This is a genomic window from Janthinobacterium sp. SUN128 (genome assembly GCF_030587275.1).
GTDB lineage: Bacteria > Pseudomonadota > Gammaproteobacteria > Burkholderiales > Burkholderiaceae_D > Janthinobacterium > Janthinobacterium lividum.
Window position 1 is genome coordinate 2,618,653 of record NZ_JAPWHY010000001.1, and the last position, 17,522, is coordinate 2,636,174.

Consider the following 17,522-nt stretch of genomic DNA (forward strand, 5'->3'; position numbering starts at 1 on the left):
TTATTGCGCATGGCTGCCTCCATCGGCTGGCGTGGCCAGGCGGGGCGCGACGACAGGCTGGTTGGCGCTATCCGTCGCCTGGGCCGGTGCGGCGGCCGGCTGGCTGCTGAAACTCAGTCCCGGTCCCCTGCCCTCCCTTTCCACGCTGCGCACTTCGCCCTGGGCACGGCGCGCCTTGACTTGCTCGAGCACGGGATTCGAGCACGAGCCCTCGATAAAGTCGGCGCGCAGCAGTTCGCCGTTCTTGGTATCAAGGAACAGGCTGTGCGGGTCGCCGAGGTTGCGGTTCGACGCTTCCATCATGCGGCTCAGACGTGGCAGGGTCGCGCCATCGACCTTGATCACATGGCTGTTCGGCGTGATGCCGCAATAGCTGTACTTGCCTTCCACGTCCGTGGTGAAGTTCGTGCCATCTTCCATGTACAGGCGCACGCCCGGAATGCCCAGCTCCTCGCCGTCCTGCACGTGGTTATTGTTGCAGTCCACAAACACCTTGCCGGCGAGGCAGGCATCCGTGGTGAACACGCCGCCCGTGACTTTCACTTTCGCGCGCGCTTCGTTCGACGGCGGGCCGTTGGTGGTCGTTGCCTGGGCGCGGTTGACGCCGTCGCCCTGCAGCGAACCGACGCCCACGCGCAGGCGGTAGCGGAAGCTGGCGCTGGCGTTCGGCGCCAGGGATTCCAGCTTGAAGCTCAGCTGCGGCCCCGGCTTGCCGGACGGATCCGGCTGCACCACATTGTTGCGCGTGGTGGTGCCATCGATATAGCGGAAACCGGCCGGCAGTTTATCGAGCACGCTGACGCCGAATGCCGTCGCCACGCCCGTGTTCTTCACCTCGATCGTATATTGCAGGCTGTCGCCGATCTCGGCTTGCGTCTTGTTGACGCTCTTGCTGATCAACAACATCGGCTTGTCCGTCGTGTTGAACACCACGGGCGTGAAGCTCGGCGGCGTCGCGCCGGGCGTGGCCGGCAGCAGCAAGGTATCGGCCGAACTGGCCAGGGCCAGCACGCTGGCCGGGGCCACCGGCGTCGTCGACGTACCCGTGCCGCTGTAGCTGTGGCCGATGTTCATGCCACCGCCATCCGTGCCGAACATGGTGCTCGCATACACCTGGTTCAATTGCGGCACCGTGGGAATCGCCGCCACGCTGCCGAAGTCGACCAGCACCGTGAAGCCGATGCTGCAGCTTTCCTGCGGCTGCAAGTCACCCTTGCCATTCAACAAGCCAAACACGGTGGCACCGTTGAAGTCGGGATTGGCGACGCAGGCCGTGGCGCTGGCGGGCCGCGCCGTGACGGCCAGGCTGCCCGGCTTGAGGGTGACGCTGGTGGCTGTGGGGAAGACGGCCCTCAGGTTTTCCGCCACCTGCACCATGGTCGAGGTCGGGTAACCGGCAGGATAGCGGTTGGCCGCCTGCACCGTGTAGCTGATCTCGAACTTGCTGGCATCGACTTGCTGCTGGGCCGAAACCGCCTTGATGACATCGACCACCTGGCGCAGCAAGACCACGGGCGTGGGCGTGTCTTCACCCGTGAACGGCACGCCGCCCACGGTTTCCGACGCATTGCCGTTGCGGTTCGGGTCGACCTTTTCCACCAGTGCGGCCACGTCGGCGGCCGTGGCCACGGCACCCGCATGGCCGCCGCCATTGTTGGAAGCGTCAAACACCAGGCTGCCCGCCGGCGGCGTGTAACCCGGATTGGCGGCGATGACACCTGCCGCCGGCGCCGGCGGCACGCTGATGCTGCCGCCACCGTTGGCGATGTTCCCGCCCAGGGCGCTGGCAAACACGCTGTTGTTGTACTGCGGCGCGCTGCTGTCTTGCACGGTGATTTCCACAGTGAAAGTAATGACGCTCAGTTCGCCTTCGGCCAGAGCCGCATCACCGCTGAGCAAACGCAGATCGCTGCCGCCGCAACCGCCCGTGAAGCCCGGGTTGACGGCCAGCTGCCTGCTGCCGCCGATGGCCGGAGCGGCAGGCGGCGTGACGATGCGGCACGCCACCGGCTCGGGGAAGGCGGCGCGCAGGCTGTCGAGCGCCTGCACGTTCGATGCCGTGCCCTTGCCCACATTCTTGACGACCACCGTGTACGGCACATTGAAGACCTTGGCCGACAGCTGTGTCACCTTGCCCACGCCCAGCGCCGCGCCGATGGCCGGATTCGCCACTTCCGTGACGGCCGTGCAATCGGATGCTTGCGCGCAACGCGGCAAGTCCGTGCCGGTCGGCACGATGGTATTGCTCAAGCTGCCGCTGGCGGCCACTTTCGCGCTGACGGTGACGGCGGCCACGGCATTGGGCGCCAGGCCGGCCGGCACCGTGCAGACCAGTTTATTTGCCGCCAGCGGTGCGCACACGGTGGGGGCCGCTGGCGTGACGGCGATGTCCGTCAGGCTGGTAGCCAGGTCATCGGTCAGGACGATGGCCGCCGTGGTGGCGCCGCTGCCACCGTTGGCGGCCGTGATCGTCCAGCTGACGGTGTCGCCGATGCTGGCGTTGGCCTTGTCCGCCACTTTCTTCACCATTACGCTGGGGCTGGTGACATTGGTGCTGGTCTGGCAATCGCTTGGGGTCAGGCACAACGGCGCATCGGGCCCCGATGGCACGACGCTGTTGCGCGCGCTGCCTGCCTGGGTGACGGTGGCCGACACTTCCACGCTGGCTTCGCCGCCATTGCCGATCAGGCCGGCAGGAACGCTGCAGGTCAGCACATTGCCGGCCACGGGCGCGCAGGTGGCGCGCAGCGGCGTCACCACCACATTCGTCAAGCCAGCCGGCAAGGTATCGACCAGGATCATGGCGGCGCGCGTGGGACCACTGCCCGAATTGGTGGCGCTGATCGTCCACACCACGGTCTCGCCCACGTTGGCGGCCGCGCGGTTGGCGATTTTCTTGACCGCCACTTTCGGCCCCGTCAGCACCACGCTCGATTCGCAGCTGCTGGCCTGCGCGCAGGCCGGATTGTCCGGACCGCTCGGCATGACACGGTTCGACAGATTGCCTTCCAGGGTGCCGGTGGCCGTCACGCGCACGCTGCGCGCGCCATTCACGGCTGCCAATTGACCTGCCGCAATGCGGCAGCTTTGCACGCTGTTCGCGACCCAGCTGGCCAGCGGCGGACACGTCACGCCGGCGTCGGCATTGACTGCCAGCACGGAGATATTCGCCGGCAGGATATCGGCCAGGGTCACGATGCCCGCGTTGGCCACGCCGCCGCTGTTGACGGCCGTGATGGTCCAGACGATGCTGTCGCCCACGTTGGCGTTGACCGTGCTGGTGCTCTTCGTGACGCGGATCACGGGACCCGGCATGGTCACCGTTGCCGTATTCGGCAAGTCGTTCGCCACTTCCGTGGAACTGGTGGCGATGATGCTGACGATGGTCGACACATTGCTGGCCGGCTGGATATAGGACAAGCCAAAGCTGTGCACGTCGTTCAGCGCCAGGCTGGACGGCAAACCCTGTACCGTCAGCATGCCGCTGACGGCGTCATAGTTGCCCACGGCGCCGCTCAAGGTCACACCCATCAGGCCCTGCGCCAGTTTCAGGTTGTACGTCACGTTCTCGGCGGTCCCAGGGCCCGCATTGCTGAAGGTCACGATGCCGTTGATCTGGTCGCCCGCATTGGTGGTGCCGGGGAAACCGTTCAAGGTGGTCGTCACATCGACCAGCAGTTTGATGGCCGTGGTGCTGGTAGTGCAATCGGCCGCCTGGATACACACGGGGTTGTCGGGACCGGCAGGCAACACCGTGTTTTGCAGCACGCCGGCGGCGCTTACCGTGGCGCGCAGCACCACTTGCGCCTGTCCGCCTGGCGCCAGCCCAGCCGTCACGCTGCAGGTGACGATATTGCCGGCCACTGGCGCGCAAGTGGCCAGTTGCGTCGACAACACCTGTACGCCGCTGACGCCGGCTGGCAAGTTGTCAGTCAGCACGATGGCGGACTTGGTCGCGCCCGTGCCGCCATTGCTGGCGGTAATGGTCCAGGTCAGCAAGTCGCCCACGTTGGCGCTGCTCTTGTCGACGCTCTTGCGCACCGCGACTTGCGGCGCCACCAGGGTGCTCGTGGCTTGGCAGGCGCTGGCAGTGTCGCAGGCGGGATTGTCGCCGCCGGAGGGCACGACGCGGTTCGACAGGTTGCCGCCCACCGATCCCCGGCCCGTGACGACGATCTTGCGGCTGCCATTGCTGGCGGCCAATTGACCTGCCGCCACCGTGCATGCCTGCACGCTGCCTGGCGTCCAGCTGGCCGCCGGCGGACACGTGACGCCCGCATCGGGCGTCACGCTGACGATGACGATATTGGCGGGCAGCACATCGCTGACGACGACCGGGTTTTGATTCGGCAAGTTGCCCGTGTTGACCGCCGTGATGGTCCAGGTCAGGATATCGCCCACGGCTGCGTTCGCTTTGTCGACCGTCTTGCTGGCGCGGATCACGGGGCCTGGCAAGTTCGTCGTCGCCGTGTTCGGCAAGTCATTGACGATTTCCGTGGAACTGGTGCCCACCACGCTGCTGATGCGCGAACTGTTGCTGGCCGGCTGGGTGTAGAACAGGTTGAAACTGGCGCTCTGCCCCGCGATCAGGGTGGCCGGCAAGCCGCTCAGCACGAACAGGCCCGTGCTGCTGTTGTAGGCGCCGTTGATGCCGGGCGCGCCGCTGATGGCGCTGAGCGATACGGCGGCCAGGCCCGTTTCCAGCTGCAGGCTGTAAGTGACATTTTCCGCCACGCCCGGCCCCGTATTGGCAAAGGTCACCACGCCACGGATGGCGTCGCCCGCATTGCTGCTGGCGGGGAAGCCGTTCAAGGTCGTGGTCACGTCGACCAGCAGTTTCGACACCACCGTGGTGGTCTGGCAATCGCCGGGAACGGCGCAGGCGGGATTGTCCGGCCCGCCGGGTACCAGCGCGTTGACAAGGCTGCCCGATGCGGTGGCCGTGGCGCTCAGCTTGACGCTGGCGGCGCTGCCTGCGGCCAGGCCGGCCGGCACGCTGCACGTGACGACATTGCCCACCGGTACGGCGCAAGTGACGGGCGCCACCGGCGTGACCAGCACGTTCGCCAGGCCCGCAGGCAAGGTATCGCTGAGGGTAGCGATGGCCGTGCTGGGCCCCGTGCCGGTATTGCGCAAGCTCAGGCTCCATATCAGGTTGTCGCCCACGTTGGCCACCGTCTTGTCGACGGTTTTACTCGCCGTCAACAGGGGCGAACTGACCGTGCTGGTGGTGCCGCAATCGCCCGCCTGCAGGCAAACGGGGGTATCCGGGCCGCTGACGCTGACGCTATTGGCCAGACTGCCGGCGGCGACGGCGCGCGCCGTCACTTGCAGCGTGGCGGCACTGCCTGCGGCCAGGCCGGCCGGCACGCTGCACGTCAGGATATTGCCGGCCAGCGGCGCGCAGGTGACGGGCGCGGCGGGCGTGACGACGATATCCGCCAGGCCGGCCGGCAAGGTGTCCGTTACGGTGGCAACGGCCGTGCTGGCACCCGTGCCCGTGTTGGCCAGGGTGATGCTCCAGCTCAGGCTATCGCCGATATTCAGCGCAATCTTGTCGACGGTCTTCTTCAGCGCCAGAGCCGGGCTGGTGATGGTGGTATTGGTCTGGCAACTGCTGGCCTGGAAGCAGGCCGGATTGTCCGGTCCGCTCGGCATCAGCTGGTTGGCCAGGCTGCCGCCCGCGCTGGCCTTGCCGGTCAGCACGATCTGGCGTTGGCCATTGCCCGCCGCCAGCTGGCCGATAGCCACGCTGCAGCTCTGGCTGCTGTTGGCGACCCAGCTGGCCAGCGGCGGACACGTCACGCCGCTGTCAGGCGTCACTGCCGTGATGACAATATTTGGCGGCAGCAAGTCCGTCAGCACCACGGCGCCCTGGTTTGCCAGGCTGCCCGTGTTGCTGGCCGTAATCGTCCAGATGATTTCCTCGTTCACGTTCGCCACGGCCTTGTTGGCCGTCTTGCTGACGCGGATGATGGAACCAGGCATGGTGACGGTCGCCACGTTTGGCTGGTCGTTCGCCACTTCCGTCGACGTCGTGGCGATGCGGCTGACCACGGTCGACAGATTGCTGGCCGGCTGGGTGTAGCCAAGCTGGAAGCTGAAGCCCTGCCCCAGCGCCAGGGTCGCGGGTACGCCGGTGAACGTCACCAGGCCCGACCCTGCATTATAGTTGCCCGTCACGCCATTCAAGGTGACGCCGGCAAGGCCGGGCGCCAGCTGCAGGCTGTAGCTCACGCCTTCGGCCGCGCCGGGGCCGATATTGCTGAAGGTCACCGTGCCGGCAATCGTGTCGCCGGCGTGCGTGCTGCCGGGGAAGCCGTTCAGGGTGGTGGTCACGTCGACCAGCAGTTTCACGGCCGTGCTGGTGGTGCTGCAATCGCCGGGCTGCAGACAGGCCGGGTTGTCCGGGCCGCTCGGCACCACCGTATTGACGAAGGCGCCAGCCGCCGTGGCCAGGCCCTTGACGATGATATTCAAGGTGGAACCTGCGGCCATGCCGGCGGGAATCGCGCACACCAGCTGGTTGCCATTCGGCACGGCGCAAGTGGCCGGCGCCGATGGCAGGACTTGCCATACGGTCAGATTAGCCGGCAAGGTATCGGTCAGGGTGATGACGCCGCGTGTCGCACCCGTGCCCGTGTTCGCCACGGCAATGGTCCACGTCAGCGCGTCGCCGACATTGATGCTGCTCTTGTCGACGGTCTTGCGCACGGCCACTTGCGGACTGAGGATGGTAGTCGTGGTCTGGCACGAGGCGGCCTGCGCGCAGGCGGGATTGTCCGGTCCGCTCGGCAGCACTTTATTGCCCAGGCTGCCGCCTGCCGTTCCCGTGGCGCTGATGGTGATGCTGCGGCTGCCATTCACGGCGGCCAATTGGCCGGGGGCGATGGTGCACGCTTGCGCGCTGTTGGCCAGCCAGCTGGCCAGCGGCGGACACGTCACGCCAGCGCCCGGCGTCACGGCCAGTACCGTCACGTTGGCCGGCAGGATATCCGTCAGGGTCACCACGCCCAGGTTGCCCAGGCTGCCCGTGTTCGTCGCCGTGATGGTCCACGTCACCGTCTCGCCCACGTTGGCCGTCGTCTTGTCGGCCAGTTTCGTCACGCGGATAATGGGACCGGGCACGGTCGCCATGGCCGTGTTCGGCAAGTCGTTCGCCACTTCCACCGAGGTGGTGGCGATCGTCGATGTCACCGTCGACAGGTTGTCGGCCGGCTGCGTATAGCCGACATTGAAGCTCGTGCTCTGGCCATTCGCCAGGGTCGCAGGCAAGCCGCTGAGGGTCACGACGCCCGTGGCGGGATTGTAGCTGCCCACGGCGCCCGTCAAGGTGACGTTGGCCAGGCCCGGCGTCAGCTGCAGGGTGTACGTCACGCCTTCGGCCGGGCCCGGTCCCACGTTGGCGTAGGTGACGGTGCCGGAAATCGTGTCGCCCGCCAGCGTATTCGGCGGGAAATTATTCAGGGTGGTGGTGACGTCGACCAGCAGCTTGACCACCGTGGTGGTGGTGCCGCAATCGCCGGGCTGCACGCAGGCCGGGTTATCGGGACCGCCTGGCACCACGCCGTTGACGGCGGCGCCGGCCAGTGTGGCCGTGGCGCTCACGAACACCTTGGCGGAAGCGCCCGCGGCCAGGCCGGCTGGCACGCTGCACGCCAGGGTAGCGCCGGCCAGCGGGGTGCAGGTGGCGGGCGACTGCGGGCTGACGACGACATTCGTCAAGCCGGCCGGCAAGGTATCGTTCAAGGTCACCGCGCCCGTGCTGGCGCCCGTGCCGCTATTGCTGACAGTCAAGGTCCAGGTGATCGTCTCGCCCACGTTGACCGTGGCCTTGTCGACGGTTTTCTTCACGCTCACGTTCGGGCTGGTGACGGTCGTCGTTGTCTGGCACACGCCCGGCGTGGCGCAGGCAGGATTGTCGGGGCCGGAAGGCGCGAGGCTGTTGGCCACCGTGCCCGGCGCATTGGCCACGGCTTTCACGACGATGCTCGCTTCCGTGTTGGCGGCCAGGCCAGCCGGCACGCTGCACGTGAGCGTGGTGCCGACCGGCACGCCGCATGATGCTGGCGCAACGGGCAATATTTGCAGTGCGCCCACATTGGCGGGCAAGCTGTCCGTCAAGGTAATGACCGCGTTCGTCGGACCGCTGCCGTTATTGCGCGCTTTCAAGGTCCAGGTGATGGTGTCGCCCAGGTTGACGGTGGTCTTGTCGACGCTTTTCGTCACGGCCACGCTGGGGCTGGTCACCGTGCTGGTGGTGGCGCAATCGCCGGCCGTGGCGCACGTCGGGTTGTCGGAACCGGACGGCACGACGGTATTGGCATAGGTGCCGGCAGCCGTGGGCTGGGCCGTGACGGTAAAGCCGCCAATGCCGCCGTTCGCGGCCAGGCCGGCTGGCACCGTGCAGGTGAGGATATTACCCGCTGGTACGGCGCAGGTGGCGCTGCCGACCAGCGCCACGTTCAGGCTCGCCAGATTGGCCGGCAAGGTATCGGTCAGGGTGATGGGCGCGGTACTCACCCCATCGCCGCTGTTCGTCGCCACGACGCTCCAGCTCAGGGACGCGCCGATATTCACGCTGGCATGGTCGACGGTTTTCTTCACCGCTACTTTCGGACTGGTGATGGTGCTCGTCGTCTGGCATACGCTGGCCGAGCTGCAAGCCGGGTTGTCCGGACCGCTGGGCATGATGCGGTTCGACAGGCTGCCAGCGGCCGTGGCGTGTGCGGTGATGATGACCGTGCGGCTGCCGTTCAGGGCGGCCAGCTGGCCGGCAGCGACCGTACACGTCTGCGTGCTCGACGCCACCCAGCTGGCCAGCGGCGGGCACGTCACGCCCGGTGCGGCCACCACGCTGGTCACCACCAGGTTCGGCGGCAGCAAATCGGCGAGGCTGACGACGCCCTGGTTGGCGACATTGCCCGTATTGCTGGCCGTGATCGTCCAGACGATATTCTCACCCACGTTGGCCGTGGCCTTGTCGGCCGTCTTGGTGACGCGCACGTTCGGTCCCGGCACCGTCACCGTGGCCGTGTTCGGATAATCGTTCGCCACCTCGGTGGAAGTGGTGGCGATGATGCTGGTTACCGAGGAAATATTGCTGCCCGGCTGGGTGTACGACAGGTTGAAACTGACGCTCTGTCCCGGCGCCAGGGTCGCGGGCAAGCCCGTGAACGTGATCAGGCCGGTGCCCGCGTCATACGTGCCGCTCACGCCAGTGACCGACACGCCGGCCAGGCCTGTGGCCAGTTGCAGGCTGTACGTCACGCCTTCGGCCGCGCCCGGTCCCAGGTTGGCATAGGTCACGACGCCAGCGATGACATCGCCCGCGTTCGAGGTGCCGGGGAAACCGTTCAGTGTCGTGGTCACGTCGACCAGCGGCTTGCTGACGACGGTCGTCGTCTGGCAGGCGGCCGGCGTGACGCAGCCGGCGCCGTTGCCTCCCGACGGCAGCACGCTGTTGATGAAATTGCCAGCCGCCGTGGGGCTGGCGCTGACGATCACCTGGGCGCTGGCGCCCGGCGCCAGGCCGGACGGCACCGTGCAGGTGAGCGTGTTGCCGGCCAGCGCCGCGCAGGTGGTGGGCGCCGTGGGCGTGACGACGATGCTGGCCAGGTTGGCCGGCAGGGTATCGGCAAGGGTCAGGGCCGCCGTGGTGGCGCCCGTGCCCGTGTTAGCGGCGCTCAAGGTCCACTGCACGGTGTCGCCCACCGTGGCGGCCGCCTTGTCGACGGTTTTCTGCACGCGCACGAGCGGGCTGACGACGCCCAGCGGCTCGCTGTCGACGTTATTCGCTGGGATCGGGTCCAGCGTAGTCGAGCCGGCCGTCGTGGTGATAGTCAGGCTGCCGCTGGCGGGCAGGTTGAAGGTCGAACTGCAATTGATGCGCGAGCCGGGAATGAAGGGCGACACGGGCGCGCTGCAGCTGGGCGTGGCGCCGGCCGGCAAGCCGCTCATCACGCAGGTGGGCGCGGCCGCGTTGTCGGGGCCGTTATTCGTGCACACGCCCGTGACGGTGATGGCGCTGCCCGCATTGTAGGGGCCGGGCGGCACGGTGGTGACCGCCTGCATGTCCGCCTGCAGGCGGCGATTGCTGATGGTACACGTGACGGGGGCTTCCGGCATGGTGAGGTTGCCCGCGCTAGCCGCGCCGCTGGAAATGATGGCGGCCGTATCCGTGCGCGCGCAGCTGTAGCTGCTCTGGTACTGGGCCAGGATGGTGGCCGTGCCCGCGCTTTCCGCGAACGTCGCGAGGTTGCCTACTCGCACTACGGCGCTGGCCGTGGCGCCGTTGCCGCCCTGCGCGCCAGCCGTGCCGTTGGCATTCATGATGAACAGGCCGCTGTCGCCGGCGGGCGCCAGCACCTTGAGCACCGTCAAGGTATTCGTCCTGACCGTGGCCGTGGTGCTGCTGCTGTTGTTGCTGAGATCGCTATCCGTTTCATTGGGCGAGACGATCACATTGGCCGTATTCACGATGCTGGCGGCGTCGCCCGGCGTGGCCGTGATCGTCACGGTCAGATAAGAACCCGTGGTGGGGTCGCTGACGGCCGCATTCACGGGCAAATTACCCAAGGTAATACCGACGCTGTTGCTGCCCGAACCCGAGGTTTTCGTGCCGCAGGAAGCGCTGCCGCTGGCGGCGCAAGTCCAGCTGACATTGCTCAAGCTGGCTGGCAATATATCGTTGAAGGCAGCGCCCGTGCTAAGGGCCGGGCCGCGGTTCCAGATTTTCACGGTATAGCTCAAGGGCTTGCCGACAGAGAACTGCGCCGGGCCCACCTTGCCGACGGCCAGGTCGGTCTTGCTATTGGTGCAATTGGCATAGGAACTGGCCAGGCTGGGATCGCGCAATTGCGCTGCGGGAATAATTTCCGTCACATTGTCAGGACGCGTCCAACGCATGTGCAAATAATTGATGCCGCCCACGTTATTCCACAGGACGCGAGCCAGATAACAGCCGCCCGGCGTGGCGCTATTGAAATTGCCGGCCAAATTCTGGAAATCCGTTTCATTATTCGAATATTCGGCCACGCTGCCCACGGGCACGTTGTACACGGTATTGCGGTAATTCGTCGAATACTGGGTCGAGAAATCGACTTTCACGTCATCATCATGCGCAACGCTGAATTTGTAATTTCCTGCCTGTGGAAAGACCACCAGCGTGTACATCACCCGGCCCATGATCCAGGCCCGGCAGGCAGCCGACGTTTGCTGCGTGTCGAGGTTGCATAACTGCGCAGGATTGCCGGCCGTGCCATTGGCCCAGTCCAGCTGCGGCGAGGTGCCCATGCGCGCCGCGTTGGCGGGAGGATTGGTGGCCAGCGCCGCCAGACTGGCGAGCCGGCCAGCGCTGCCCGCGTTGAAGCCATTGTTGTAATTGGGCGCGAGCGGATTGGCCGGCACCCGCTCGATGCCCCGGTAATCCTCCCACAGCACTTGCGCACTGGCGGGCGCGGCGGCACCCAGCAGCAGGGAAGCCAGGGCCAGCGGAACGACATGACACTTGGAAAACTGGGGCAAGCGGGTGCGGCGGACTATCGCGGCCAGCATCCCCGTGTAGCGCCCGGAGGACGAAAAAGCTGCATGGCGACCGGAACGGCCTGCCGTTTCCTGTGATGTTTTGATCATGTTGTTCGCTAAGAAGTGTACTGCGGCAAGCACAGATGCATATAAAAATGACATTTAATTGTCATGATTATATGAACAAGTAACAGTTCAAGCGTACGACAACAGTGACTTTTTTGTTTTCAACAAAGAAATTAAATTATCTCGTTGATATTTCGCAACACAATCATCAAATTAATCATGTAGTAATACTGGGATTGTATTTTCTACCCCATACTGATTAGCTCGACATAATATTTAAATTATCATTTACATAATCATGTGAAACTATCAAATGCATAGTTTGTTTTTCAAAAGAAATTATTAATGCCAATTATCACCAATTATTTCAATGCGTATTTTCCTTCCGCGGCCAAGCGCCCATAATTCGATCCTGCACTGTTTCCCATTCATTCTCAAACACCTGCTTTAATACCAATTTCATTTTATTCACGCATGCCGCCCTGTGAAACAGGACATCCGGCAGGCCGAATTGGTCTTGCAAAAACGGGCGCGCTCGCGAACCGACTATCCCGCCGATGCCCGGATCGCTTACTATCGCCCCATTGCGCCCTGCGCCACACCGTTGCCATCCACTGCCAGGAGTCCTCATTGACGCCACATGCCTACCGCCGCACGCTGCTGGCCTGCGCCTGCGCCTTGCTCGCGGCCTGCACCCCGTTCGCGCCGCCGCCCGCCGCCTCGCTGCCAGCCGCGCCAGTTCCGGCACCAGCCATGCAAGCGCCAGCGTGGCAACAGCGGGGCGTGCAGGTGCTGCACATCGTCCCGCAAGAATCCCTGCTGACCATCACCGTGCGCCGCGGCGGCGCGCTGGCGCGGCTCGGACATGACCACGTGATCGCCAGCCGCAACCTGCAGGGCGTGGTGGCGCCCGCGCCGGGACGCGCCGCCTTTCAGTTCCGGCTAGACGAGATGAGTGTGGATGAAGAAAGCCTGCGCCAGGCGGCCGGCTTGACGACGACGCCGTCGGCCGACGCCATCGCCGGCACGCGCCACAACATGCTGGTGCGCGTGCTCGAGGCGGAACGCTATCCGTGGGTGCGCATCGACGCCCGGCGCACGGGCAACAAGGAAGTGCTCGAGGCCGACATCACCCTGCATGGCGTGACGCGCACGCTGCAGCTGCCGGTACGGATCGAACAAGCGGCCGATGGACGCCGCCTGCAGGCCAGCGGCAGCCTGCTGCTGAAACAGAGCGACTTCGGCATCGTGCCCTTCGCCGTCCTGGGCGGGGCCATGGCCGTGCAGGATCAGATGGAACTGGCGTTCCGCATCACCGCCCGGCAGGAAATCAGCGCGCCAGGATCAGGCGCAAGCCCAGGCCGATGAAGATGGTGCCGGCCACGCGGTCCAGCCACAGGCCGGCGCGCGGGCGGCGGTTGAGCCACTTGCCGACGGCGCCGGAAAAATAGCCGAGCAGGCCGAACAGCACGCAAGCCTGCGCCGTGAAGACCAGGCCCAGCTGCGCCGTCTGCCAGCTGGCATTGCCCTGGCCAGCAACGATGAACTGCGGCAGGAACGAGAGGAAAAACAGCACGACTTTCGGATTGATACTGTTGGCAAACAATCCCTTGCCGAACAGGCGCAGCAAGGACTCGTCGGGCAAGGCCGCCGCGCCATCGACCTTTGCGCCGCCACGGCTGCGCAAGGCGCCGATGCCCAGCCACACCAGGTACAGGCCGCCAGCCACTTTCAGCAGGGTAAATGCGGTGGGCGAGGCGGCCAGCAGGGCCGACACGCCGATGGTCGCCAGCACGGTGTGCGTGAGGCAGCCGAGGGCGCAACCGAGGCCGAACGCCATGCCCTGGCGGCGCCCGCGCGACATGCCCACGCCCAGCACCATCAGGTTGTCGGGGCCGGGACTGGCGGTAATGACGACGGCGGCGGCCAGGAAGGCCAGGAACTGGTCAGGACTGAGCATGAATATCTCGCAAGCAAAAGGCGCCATGATACCGGAGCGCTCGCCATGCCGGCAGGACATGAAATTGCCCGTGTGCCACCGAGAGTCGATTAAAATGGGTACTCCACAGCAAACGGCTTTGCCGCCATTTCCCGCGCGACCATCACCAAACCCATCGATGCCAGCCCACCCGCCCCCATCCAGCCACCGCGCTTCCAGCTCCCGCGTCAGCGCCTGGCTATGCGGCTGGCCGCTTCTGTTCAGCTTGCTGATCAGCCTGCTGGGCCTGGCGGGTGCGGCGCAGGCGACACCCTTGCCCCTGAACAAACAAGGCATCCAGCACCTGGGCAACGGTGGGCAACTGTTTCTCGCCGGAAGTGAGGCCGCACCTGCCGATGCGGCCGCCCTGCCCGCCTGGCTGGCGCGCCAGCGCCCGGCCGAACAGGTCGACCTGTTCGGCGGCGCCTACTGGCTGCATGCGCAAGTGCGCAACGACAGCAGCGTAGCGGCCTGGGTCATCGACCCGAACGATACCCTGATCGACCTGGTCGATCTGCACGTGTATGGCCCCGGGCCACAGACGGCGCCGCAGACCCTGCTGACGGGCTACCAGCGTCCGCACGAATATCTGCTGCACTACGGCAGGAACGTGCAGCTGGCGCCGGGCGCCACATATGACATCCTGATCCGCTTTTCCAGCCCCTATTATGCGCGCGCGCCCATGTTCGGCGTGAAGACGCAGCAGGATTACCGCAAGCTGGTGGGCAAGGAAAACTTCCTGATGGTGGCGTCCATCGGCGCCCTGCTGGCGCTGGGCCTGTTCAATTTCTTCATCTTTTCCATCACCCTGGAAAAAGCCTCGGCCTATTACGCGCTGTACGTGCTGACCTATGGCCTGGCCTGGGCCATGACCTTCCACGTCTTTGCCGACCTGTTCGACTGGCACATGCTGCAGCTGCATTACGTGCCGTTTTTCCTGCTGCCCGTCTTCAGCACCTTGTTCTACACGCATTTCCTGCGCCTGCGCGACTACTCGCCCCTGCTGTACCGGATCAGCAAGGTCAACCTGGTGCTGCCCTTGCTGCTCTTGCCCAGCTGCTTCTTCGCCCTGTCGTATGCCCACACCCTGGCCACCATCACCATCAGCATCTGGATGCTGATGGCGCTCATCTGCGGCATCGTCGTCTGGTGCCGCGGCTACCAGCCGGCGCGCTTCTTCGTGCTGGCCTTCGTCGCCCTGATGCTGCCCGGCTTTCTGATCCTGCCGGCCAACCTGGGCCTGATGCCCGCCATGGTGGCCAACGCCCAGCTGGTGACCCTGCTCGGCGGCACTTTCGACGGCTTGCTGCTGGCGTTTGCCCTGGCCGACCAGATCCGCCTGCTGCGCAACAACCTGGAACAGCGCGTGCAGGAACGGACTTTGGCGCTCACCCTCAGCAACGACGCCCTGCTGAAGGCCAAGGAACACGCGGAAGTGGTCAGCCGCCACCGCATCGATTTTCTGTCCGCCATGAGCCACGACATCCGCACGCCGCTGGCCGGGGTCATCGGCATGCTGAAATTCGCCCTGCGCGACCAGTCTGTACGTGGCCGTACGCAGGAATACCTGCGCATCGGCCTGCACAATGGCGTATCGCTGCTGACCATCCTCAACGACATCCTCGATTTCTCGAAGATCGACGCGGGCAAGCTGACCCTGGAAACCGTGGACTTCGACCTGCTGGCTCTGATCAGCGACGCGGCCGGCATCGTGCAGGGCCAGGCCGACGCCAAGAGCCTGCTGCTGCGCCGCGAACTGGCGCTGGACCTGCCGCGCTACGTGCGCGCGGACCCCACGCGCCTGCGGCAAATCCTCATCAACCTGCTGGGGAACGCGCTGAAATTCACGGCCAATGGCGAAGTGCTGCTGGAAGTGCGGCGCGCCCGCACGCCGCCGCGCCACGATGGCCGCAGCGCCATCGAATTCATCATCAGCGATACGGGTCCCGGCATCGACGCGGACACCTTGCCGCGCTTGTTCCAGAAATTCGAGCAGGCCGACCATTCCACCACGCGCCGCTACGGCGGCACGGGCCTGGGCCTGGCCATCTGCAAGGAACTGGTTGAACTGATGGGGGGCACGATCGGCGTGGAAAGCCGCGTCGGCATCGGCTCGCGCTTCCATTTCACCTTGCCGCTGCAAGACGGCAGCGCGCCGGCGGCCGACGCGCGCCGGCCCGCACGCCACGCGCGCCACGCCTGCCGCCTGCGCATCCTGTGCGCCGAAGACGTGCGCACCAACCAGATCATCATCGGCACCCTTCTGGAAGGCATGGGACATGACGTGACCATCGTGGAAAACGGCGAGCAGGCGCTGCGCGCGCTGGGATCCGGCGCCTACGATTGCGTGCTGATGGATGGCCGCATGCCGCAGATGGATGGCGAACAGGCCGCGCGCCTGATCCGCGACGGCGGCAACGCCCAATTCCCCATTCCCGACGCGCACATTCCCATCCTCGCGCTGACGGCCAACGCCAGCGAACATGACCGGCAACGCTACCTGGCCGCCGGCATGGACGACTTCCTCAGCAAGCCGGTCGACGAAGCGCTGCTGTTCGAGAAAATCGACGCCATCATCGACCTGCTGCTGGCGCGCGGCCACGCGCTGCCGCCTGCCACGCCCACCGAAGACGACGCCCTGGCGCGCCAGTTCGGCCTGGAAGGCGCCGCCGACGAGCCACCCGTGCCTGCCGATCCCATGACGGCGCCCGTACACATCCTGCCGCTGGCAGGCCTGTCGCCGCAGCACTTGCAGCGCATCGCGCAAGCGTTCCTGACGGAGGCGCCGCGGCGCCTGGACCTGGCCTGCCACGCCGTGCGCGACGGCAACGCCAGCGCTGCCGCTGCCGCCTTCCACGCCTTGAAGGGCAGCGCCGGCTACCTGAGCCGCCCCACCCTGCACGGCCTGTGCCACCAGATGGAAACCCTGGCATCGAACGGCCAGCTCGATAACGTGGAGCAGTTCCTGCCGCAGCTCCAGGCTGCGCTGGATGCGGCGCGGCGCGACCTGGAAGCTCAGCCTGCCGGCTGAGCCATCCAGCCATGCGCCCGCAGCCACGCCAGCAGCAGCTGCGGCCAGGCGGCTGGCTCGCTGCCCGGCTTGCCCAGGCCCCAGCCATGGCCGCCGTGCTGGAACAAATGCAGCTCGACGGGCACGCCTGCGCGGCGCAGGGCTGCTGCCATCAGCCGGCTGTTCTCGGGCGGGGAAATGGGATCGTCCAGCGCCTGCGCGATGAAAGCGGGCCGCGTACGCGCATCGATCTGCAGTTCCACCGACAAGGCGTCGCGCGCCGCCTGCGTGGGATGGGCGCCCAGCAACTGTTTCTTCGCGTGCGTCGTGTCGAATGGCGCTTGCATGGTCAGCACGGGGTACATCAGCACGGCAAAGTCGGGCCGCGCGGAGACGCCATCCATGGCGTCGACGGGCGCGTAGCGGGAAGCGTCAGGCTGCACGGCCGTCATGCCGGCCAGGTGCGCGCCGGCGGAAAAACCGAGCATGCCGATGCGCGCCGGATCGATGCCCCACTCGGCCGCCCGCGCGCGGATCACGCGCATGGCGCGCTGGCCATCCTGGAATGGCGCGGCCACCCCACCGCCTTCGCGTGGCAAGCGGTACACAAGCTCAAACGCCGTGATGCCCTGCGCCTGCAGCCAGTTGGCGGCCGGGCCGCTCTCCTTGCCCGCCTCGATATGCGCATAGCCGCCGCCGCTGACCAGCAGGATGGCCATGCCGTTCGGCTGCGCCGGGCGGTGCGCGATCAGATACGGTTGTTCGACCTGCGTGATGGAGCCCTTGGCGCTGTCGCGCTGCGGGCCCGGCGCCGCTCCGCCGGGCGGCGCGCCGGGCCATAGCACAATCGCGCCGGGCGGCGCGGCGCCCGCGTGCAGGTGGACAAGGAAAAGACTCAACAGCATCAGGCGTTGCATGGCTCGCTCGCGCAGGGAACAATGA

5 protein-coding genes are annotated in these 17,522 nt (G+C 66.0%); 2 read left to right on the forward strand and 3 right to left on the reverse strand.

Going from position 1 to position 17,522, the window contains the following annotated elements; all coding sequences use genetic code 11:
- A complete protein-coding gene (locus tag O3297_RS11845) occupies nucleotides 1–11,634 on the reverse strand; it encodes a hypothetical protein (RefSeq protein WP_305048788.1) in 11,634 nt (3,877 codons plus the stop codon).
- 588 nt (nucleotides 11,635–12,222) lie between these two features.
- On the opposite strand from O3297_RS11845, the gene O3297_RS11850 reads away from it, so the two are divergent.
- Nucleotides 12,223–12,960 carry a YceI family protein gene (locus O3297_RS11850; RefSeq protein ID WP_305048789.1) on the forward strand — a complete coding sequence of 246 codons (738 nt, stop codon included), beginning with the start codon at nucleotides 12,223–12,225 and terminating at the stop codon, nucleotides 12,958–12,960.
- On the opposite strand, the gene O3297_RS11855 is transcribed toward O3297_RS11850, so the two are convergent.
- Complete coding sequence (locus O3297_RS11855; RefSeq protein ID WP_151096411.1) at nucleotides 12,923–13,552, reverse strand: LysE family translocator; 630 nt, start codon at nucleotides 13,550–13,552, stop codon at nucleotides 12,923–12,925. The genes O3297_RS11850 and O3297_RS11855 overlap by 38 nt on opposite strands.
- On the opposite strand from O3297_RS11855, the gene O3297_RS11860 reads away from it, so the two are divergent.
- Nucleotides 13,551–16,601, forward strand: coding sequence for a hybrid sensor histidine kinase/response regulator (locus O3297_RS11860; protein ID WP_305048790.1), 3,051 nt, complete (start codon nucleotides 13,551–13,553; stop codon nucleotides 16,599–16,601). The two genes, O3297_RS11855 and O3297_RS11860, sit on opposite strands and share 2 nt — an antisense overlap.
- Here the strand turns inward: O3297_RS11860 and O3297_RS11865 are convergent.
- Nucleotides 16,586–17,497: an alpha/beta hydrolase gene (locus O3297_RS11865; protein ID WP_305048791.1), complete on the reverse strand. Its 912-nt coding sequence runs from the start codon at nucleotides 17,495–17,497 to the stop codon at nucleotides 16,586–16,588. The genes O3297_RS11860 and O3297_RS11865 overlap by 16 nt on opposite strands.
- Nucleotides 17,498–17,522 lie beyond the last annotated feature (25 nt).

Bases quoted from the DNA above. Each gene is read 5' to 3' on its own strand.
- O3297_RS11845 (WP_305048788.1), bottom strand. From the start codon at position 11,634: ATGATCAAAACATCACAGGAAACGGCAGGCCGTTCCGGTCGCCATGCA.
- O3297_RS11860 (WP_305048790.1), top strand. From the start codon at position 13,551: ATGAATATCTCGCAAGCAAAAGGCGCCATGATACCGGAGCGCTCGCCA.
- O3297_RS11855 (WP_151096411.1), bottom strand. From the start codon at position 13,552: ATGCTCAGTCCTGACCAGTTCCTGGCCTTCCTGGCCGCCGCCGTCGTC.
- O3297_RS11865 (WP_305048791.1), bottom strand. From the start codon at position 17,497: ATGCAACGCCTGATGCTGTTGAGTCTTTTCCTTGTCCACCTGCACGCG.